This is a genomic window from Pseudomonas sp. NPDC087336, assembly GCF_044744285.1.
Classification (GTDB): Bacteria; Pseudomonadota; Gammaproteobacteria; order Pseudomonadales; family Pseudomonadaceae; genus Aquipseudomonas.
In genome coordinates this window covers 62,412-69,557 of record NZ_JBIUYA010000032.1, presented here as the reverse complement: position 1 = coordinate 69,557, position 7,146 = coordinate 62,412, and the positions used below count along the sequence as shown (strand labels likewise).

7 protein-coding genes are annotated in these 7,146 nt (G+C 54.7%); 6 read left to right on the top strand and 1 reads right to left on the bottom strand.

Going from position 1 to position 7,146, the window contains the following annotated elements; all coding sequences use genetic code 11:
* Positions 1 to 451: tyrosine-type recombinase/integrase (locus tag ACIO0C_RS25735; RefSeq protein WP_401316330.1), on the top strand; the 451-nt coding region annotated here is incomplete at its 5' end.
* A gap of 182 nt (positions 452 to 633) precedes the next feature.
* On the opposite strand, the gene ACIO0C_RS25730 is transcribed toward ACIO0C_RS25735, so the two are convergent.
* On the bottom strand, positions 634 to 2,871 hold the full coding sequence (locus ACIO0C_RS25730) for a hypothetical protein (protein WP_401316327.1): 2,238 nt from the start codon (positions 2,869 to 2,871) through the stop codon (positions 634 to 636).
* Between the two features lie 282 nt (positions 2,872 to 3,153).
* On the opposite strand from ACIO0C_RS25730, the gene ACIO0C_RS25725 reads away from it, so the two are divergent.
* The 5 genes from ACIO0C_RS25725 (at position 3,154) to radC (ending at position 7,133) form a co-directional block, all read left to right on the top strand.
* Positions 3,154 to 3,483, top strand: a complete 330-nt coding sequence (locus ACIO0C_RS25725; RefSeq protein ID WP_401316324.1) for a hypothetical protein — start codon at positions 3,154 to 3,156, stop codon at positions 3,481 to 3,483.
* A gap of 96 nt (positions 3,484 to 3,579) precedes the next feature.
* Positions 3,580 to 4,548 carry a DUF932 domain-containing protein gene (locus ACIO0C_RS25720; protein ID WP_401316321.1) on the top strand — a complete coding sequence of 323 codons (969 nt, stop codon included), beginning with the start codon at positions 3,580 to 3,582 and terminating at the stop codon, positions 4,546 to 4,548.
* Positions 4,549 to 4,621: 73 nt separating this feature from the next.
* Entirely contained in the window at positions 4,622 to 5,626 is a 1,005-nt protein-coding gene (locus ACIO0C_RS25715; protein ID WP_401316318.1) for a YqaJ viral recombinase family protein, read from the top strand.
* 87 nt (positions 5,627 to 5,713) lie between these two features.
* Positions 5,714 to 6,664, top strand: coding sequence for a hydrolase or metal-binding protein (locus ACIO0C_RS25710; RefSeq protein WP_401316315.1), 951 nt, complete (start codon positions 5,714 to 5,716; stop codon positions 6,662 to 6,664).
* Positions 6,636 to 7,133, top strand: a complete 498-nt coding sequence (gene radC / locus ACIO0C_RS25705) for a DNA repair protein RadC (protein WP_401316312.1) — start codon at positions 6,636 to 6,638, stop codon at positions 7,131 to 7,133. Before ACIO0C_RS25710 ends, radC begins: the two co-directional genes overlap by 29 nt.
* The last annotated feature ends 13 nt before the right edge of the window (positions 7,134 to 7,146 follow it).

The following is a 7,146-nucleotide window of genomic DNA, read 5'->3' as shown; positions in this document are numbered from 1 at the left end:
GTGTCCAAGTGGCCGTGGAATGAGTGTCCAAGTCAGCGTGGAATCGCTGTCCAAGTGTTCGTGGAATGGGTGTCCAAGTGCGCATGGAATCCCCAACCGGGAGTATGTATTTCCTGCAGACCGGGACCCTCGAACCCATTGCAACAGTCAGACCGCCAACATGGCGCTAAAACGCATGGGCTTCGAAGGTCGGTTGGTAAGCCATGGCATGCGCTCAATGGCCAGCACCATCCTCAACGAACACGGCTGGGATCCTGAATTGATCGAGGTGGCACTTGCCCACGTCGATAAAGACGAGGTTCGCAGCGCTTACAACCGTGCGGAGTACATCGAGCGCAGACGTCCGATGATGGCTTGGTGGAGCGAGCACATTCAGAAAGCAGCTACCGGCAACCTGTCTGTGTCAGCCATCAGAGAAAATCGAGATAAAAAGGTCGTTTCGATACGCTGATTAAAGTCCCTGTTGACCAATGGGCAGCGTTAGAACCGTCGGGGACCGGCAACTCTTGATCACAATCAATGGGGTTGACTCGCTGGAAGGTTAGCTTGACGTCCTCACCCGCTTCGACTAACTGATGGCGGTCATCTAGTCGAAGCGGGATTTGAAGCAGCTGATCCCGCTCCTTCCTTTATTTATGATGCAGACTCAAGCAGTCTCTCGGCCCCGCCAGTGCTTGCCTCTCCGACCCATACAGCCTCACAAGTGAGGTAGTTGAGCTCGTAATCGTAAGAAGCCTTTTCTAGATTCTTGCGCTGTGTCAGCAAACGCCGGAAGGTGTCTTTCACATTTTTTTTATCACTTTTTTTCAGCCCATTTGAAGTAATGGTCGAAAAAATTGCTGGTACCGCAACTAGCGCAATGGCGCAAACAACCTTCTGAGTCATCCCTTCAAGACTGAAGGAAATGTAATTCACAATCCCCGCCATAAGCAGGCCGACTGCCCCGATCGCCCACACGATTCGCCTCCTCCTTCTCTCGACCGCCAGCTTCGCTTGTGCCAAAAGGTCCTCAAGGTCATTTTTTTCACGCTCCAGACGCTCCTGGGTTTGTCTGTCCAAACGACGTGTAACCTCCTCATATTCGGAGCGGGTCTGGCCTAACTTGGCCTCCAAATCTCCAATATGCTCCTCGTACTGGCGACCTGCCTGACCTGCATTTTGTACAAGCTTTTCCTTATCCTCATGGACCTTAGCCAGCTGAGAGTCGAAAGACTGCTTGTCTTCAAGTTGCTTGGCTTCGTAGGTAGCTCGAATGCTGTCTGCAATCTCCGCCTCAAATGCAACAAAAGCCCTTTCTGCATCGGCGAGATCTCGAATTACGGTCCTCTCGTCAAGCAGGTAGACAGCACGATGTTGCGAAGAACGAGAGCTAGTCATCATCTCGATGAATGCATCAGCCCTGTCAGCACCGACGTCACTGAGAAACCCCGTCACCCTAGAAAGCAGCTCATGGTTCGGCTCTAGGGCTGAAGCGCAGTTCGCGAGCAGGCGTTCATGACTGACATCCGAGGCAGAGTTGCCCCCATAGATGACCAACATCAAACCCGCAAGGTATCTATCCGTAATGACCGGTGGAACATAGCTCTGCCGGTAATCGTTGTGCCGGATTGAAAAATCGAAGGATACCGAAGCCACCTTCTTGTTCTCGGTAACGAAGATGTGCCGGCAATCATGGAAGTAACTTTGCGACGTGACCCGACCACCACGCAGGCGAAGGATACCGCCAATCGCTCGAGCATCTCGAAATCGCGCGTGAGCGCCGTAGTTGCCGAGGTCGCTGGTCAAAGTCGAAACGAGGTCGTCGTTGAAGTAGTTTACCGAGTGATCAGGGTAACGTACTACGCTCACCGATTTTCGCACTAGTGCCCCGTCGATATCGGCGAGCACCATCTGCACGTACGACCTAAACGAACTCGACGTTTGCAATCTTCGGTGAGTGGCCCGCGGAGGCCCATTGCTGTCGCTGTTATGGACAGCAAGAGCCGCTCGAAGGTTGTCATTAATCTCGTCCACGTGGTCTCTAAAAATACAGAGCTGGGCACCCTTCTCCTTGAGCTTATCCAGTAGAAGACTGATGTGCTTACCAGCAGCTACCTCGCTCAAATCTAGATAGGACATCGCCAAAGGGCCATCGAGATATAGCTTGAGACCGTTGAGGGAGACATTTTCCCCCGGCTCCCTGAGATTGAGAACGTACTCTGCGATAATCGCGCCAGATGCAATATTCAGCAGCTTCTGATAAGTATCCGGGTTGTTATGGAACGCGTGAAGAATGTACGCAGCACAAATGATCTTCACTTGGCTGAGATTTTTGGCTTCAGCTGATACTTCTGGCTCAAATGGCTTACCAGTATCTGCTGATGGCAACTTCAGGATGTTCCCCTCGGCAGTCCGCTTTGCTTCCGGCCGGATCAACCTGACCTGGAAATCGGAGGTCACCAGCTGGTTCATGAAATGCTTTTGAATGAACTCATGAGGCAATGTGATGCCGCTCTTGGACATGATGTGTTCGGCAAAAACCGCAACATCATCCAAGATCGCTTGGATGTCCGCCTCCGAAGTACAATCGTTTGCTCCCTCCTCGCGTTCCGCATAGGAGTGAAGGCACCTGCCCCGTCCGACTGGCTTTTCTATGATCAACTTGGCTTTGACAAGACGCGGTAACAACTCGTCCATCGCCCAAGGGTGAACATCAATCCCGTACAACCTTCCGAGCTCCGCTCTCAGATGGTCGACATCTACGTTTTGACCAGCATGCTCCCTAGCGATAGGCGAAATGATCGGAATCAAACCACCTAGAATATCGTTCTGCGCACCCGACTGGGCGAGATACGCATAAGCCATCAATGGTCGCTCATAATCCAGCTTCATTCTGCCTGCCTCAGTTTTTTTATTACTTCCTTGCATAATCACCTTAAACGCACAAGCAGCAGCAAAACACTCAGTTTGAGTGAAGTAGGTCTATAAGAAGCCGATTGCGCGGGCTTCATGAGATTTTTAGAGGCACAACGCTACTACAATTGCATCATTGCAACATCAAACGATCACAAAATATTTACGTTGAGAGCGAGCGGTTTGCGACAGCGCATCCAATTCAAAAAAATCTCAGTCCTACATAACCACCTTGACTACACCACCAAGGAGGTTCGCCCCATGTCATTGCAGTGTCCTCGCTGTCATTCCCCCAAAGTCGCTTCTTTCCATCACGCCATGAAAGTCGGCGCGGCCATCGGCACCGTGGGTGGTGCTGCGCGCGGCGTTAGTGCTGTGCTGGCTGGAGGCCAAGCTGGCGCGATTATTGGCGCCATCGCCGGCCCTGTTGGTATCACGCTCGGTTCGATATCGGGTGCCATCCTCGGCGGGTTGGCCGGCGGTGTCGGCGGTTGCGCTCTCGGCGCCCAACTGGGTGAGTCGCTCGATCGCCACGTCCTGGCCCACAACCTCTGCTTGCTCTGCGGTCACCGTTTTAACCTGCCGGCTTGATCTGGCAAGACCACACCTTTTTTATCCATATCGTCCGGACGGTGCTGCGCTGGGCGCGGCGCTTAATGCCGGCCTGCACCCAAAGGAATCTCAACCATGGCTCATCTCGTCGAAACTATGGCCTACGCTGGCGCTGTACCGTGGCATGGCCTAGGTAATCAACTCACTCAGAAACAGCCCATCGAAGTCTGGCAACGCGAAGCCGGCATGGACTGGGCGATCCAGGAAAGCCCCGTACTCTTCAAATCAGAGACCGTCGGCCACCTGGGCGCGATCCATTCCTTCCCCGAGCAGAAGGTACTCTTCCGTTCGGACACCAAGGCACCGCTGTCAGTGGTTTCCCAGCGCTACCACACCGTGCAGCCTCGGGAAGTTTTGGAGTTTTATCGTGACCTCACTGAGGTCTCCGGCTATGAGCTGGAAACCGCCGGTGTGCTCAAGGGTGGTCGAAAGTTCTGGGCGCTGGCGCGTACCGGGCAAGGTGCAGCGCTCAAGGGTAACGATCAGGTCAACGGCTACTTGCTACTGGCTACATCCTGCGACGGCACCCTGGCCACCACAGCAACACCTACCACCGTGCGAGTGGTGTGCAACAACACCCTGACCATCGCCCTGGACGGCACCAGCCGCGCGATCAAGGTGCCGCACAACACCCGCTTCGATCCGAAAGCAGTGAAGAAGCAGCTCGGCATCGCCGTCTCACAGTGGGATGAGTTTATGTACCGCATGCGGGCCTTGTCTGAGCGCAAGGTGCAGTGGCATGAGGCGCTGGGGTTCTTCATGACCGTGCTGTGTGAGACCAGTCCAACCGGCGCACTGCCGGAGGTACTGCCCAACGAACGCGCTCTGCGCAAGGTTCAGGAGCTGTTCGAAGGTCGTGGTCGGGGCAGTCAGCTCGACTCGGCACGCGGCACCGCCTGGGGCCTGCTCAACTCCGTGACCGAGTATGTCGACCACGAACGCCGGGCGCGTAGCAACGAGTACCGCATGGACTCGGCCTGGTTCGGCCAAGGTGCACAGATCAAGCAACGCGCCTTACACACCGCTCTACAACTGGTCGCCTGACCGCTTACTTACCCATAACGCCCGATCAGCCTGGTTGCTCATCGGGCGTTTCTATTTCTGCAAGGTAAACATCATGAAAGCCACTTCATTGAACCGCAGCACCGACAAGCCACGCCCAGCGCTGCGCCTAATCAGTACCAAGGAGTTACCGCGTGAAGATTGGCTGGCCGTGCGTAAGCAGGGCATCGGCAGTTCGGATGCAGGTGCGGCCGTTGGCCTCAATCCATATAAATCACAGCTAGAACTGTGGCTGGAGAAAACGGGACGCGACACCACATTGCCGAAAGCCGATCCGCATGATGAAGAAAGCCCGATGTACTGGGGGAACGTGCTGGAGCCCATCGTGGCGTGGCACTACAGCAAGCGCACCAACAACAAGGTGCGGCGCATAAACGCTGTGCTGCAACACCCTGATCCTGAGCTGCCTTGGATGCTGGCCAACATCGATCGCGAGGTGATCGGTACCGACGATGTGCAGATTCTCGAATGCAAGACCGCCGGCATAAACGGCGCACGTCTCTGGAAGGACGGTGTTCCTGAGTATGTGCAATTACAGGTCATGCATCAGCTCGCCGTCACTGGTAAGCAGGCTGCGGATATAGCGGTATTGCTCGGCGGGCAAACGCTGGAGATCCACCGCATTGAACGGGACGAGCAGATGATTGCTCGTCTGATCGAACTGGAGCGCAGGTTCTGGCAGTACGTGGAAACCGATACACCACCACCTGCTGATGGATCAGCCTCGGCTGAACTGGCATTGCGTTGCCTGTACCCGGAGGACAATGGCCAGACTTTAGATCTCAGCAATCATGCCGGGCTGACTGCTGCCTATATCGAACTGAAGGCGGTACGTCAGTTGATAGCTGAAAAGGAAACGCGTGAAGCCCAGCTCAAGCAAATGCTGCAGCAAGCCATGGGCGATGCTAGCCGCGCGGAGTTTAGTCACGGCTTCATCAGTTGGAAAAAGTCCAAAGACAGCACCGTGCTGGATGTCGAAAACATGCTGAAGGATAAGCCTTACCTGCAGGCTCGCTACACCAAGCTCAAGCAAGGCAGTCGGCGCTTCCTAGTCGGCTGATCTTCACCTTACTCAACCATTTCCCCTTGGCCAGTCCATGCAGTTAGCCCTGCGTGACTGGCCTTTTTCGTTTGTAGGAGAACCATCATGTTGAAAGGCTTAGCCCTAACACCGCCCGTACTCGGACGCATCTCCATCGGCAAGGTCATCGAAAAGAACGGCAAACGTCTGCCGGAAAAGGATGATCAATTTACCATCACCTCTCAGGTACACAGCAAAGACGGTTGGCTGCTACACCCACTCAACGATGAGTTGCGCAAAGGCCAGAACGACAAGTTGCGCAGTATTCCTGTGCGCTTGCTGTTCAATGAGCCAGAGCTGAATTTTCGAGCGGACTACACGCTGTTTGATCGGCAATCAGGACGACCGTTGTGCATCGGCAATGGTGAGAATTGTAAGCGGGTTACGCAGGACGGTATGCAGTCGTTGCCATGTCCTTCACCCGATGCCTGCCCACTGGCTAAAGGTGGTTCTTGTAAGCCCTATGGTCGACTGAATGTGCTGATTGGGGATGATGATCCGCTAGGCAGCTTCGTGTTTCGTACCACCGGCTTCAACAGCATCCGCACCCTAGCGGCTCGCCTGCAGTACTTCAAAGCTATTTCCGGTAATCGATTGGCTTGCCTGCCGCTGGAGTTGCGCCTGCGTGGTAAGTCAACGCGGCAAAGCCATGGCACACCAATTTTCTACGTCGATCTCACGGTGCGCAGCGGTGTGGACATGGCCGAGGCACTGCAGTCTGCGAATGAGCTGGATGCGCAACGACAGGCGGTTGGCTTTGATCAGGTAGCGCTGGATGAAGCCGCGCAACGTGGCTTTGGCAATGGTGCCTTTGAGGACAGCGAAGAAGACGCCGGTGCAGTGATTGAACAGTTTTACCCCACCGAAGAAATCCCATGTTCAACCACAAGTATTTCCCCGCGCTCTACGAAAGCCAGCCTATTCGAGAAGCTGGACACGCAAGCCCAGTGCCACACCCCATCGACAGATAACCATCAAGGTACCCCAAATGCGCCTACACAAGCTGAAGGCCAGTGAATCTACTGGTACCTACCAAATCGAGTCACCAGTCAGTGAAACCGACATTCTGCTAATGGCCCGGCAATTGGCAAACCTACGTCTGCGCCGAGGACGGGCATTAACTTCGCCGAAGGAAGTGTTCAGCCACCTGCAAGTGCTGCTGGGCGATTACGAGCATGAGGTATTCGCCTTGCTTCTACTCGACAACCGGCACCGAGTGATCGTCTTTCACGAACTGCTCAGGGGCACCCTGGACAGTGCCAACGTCTATCCCCGCGAGGTCGTCAAGACCGCCCTAGAGCACAACGCTGCAGCAACTGTATTAGTACACAACCACCCTTCCGGTGATCCAGAACCTAGCCAAGCAGACCTCACCCTGACCCACAAACTACAGGAGGTCTTGAACCTGGTTGGGGTGCGAACACTGGACCATATCGTGGTAGGTCACGAGGGATGCGTATCGCTGGCGGAGCAGGGCTATCTATAAGGAGAAAACGACA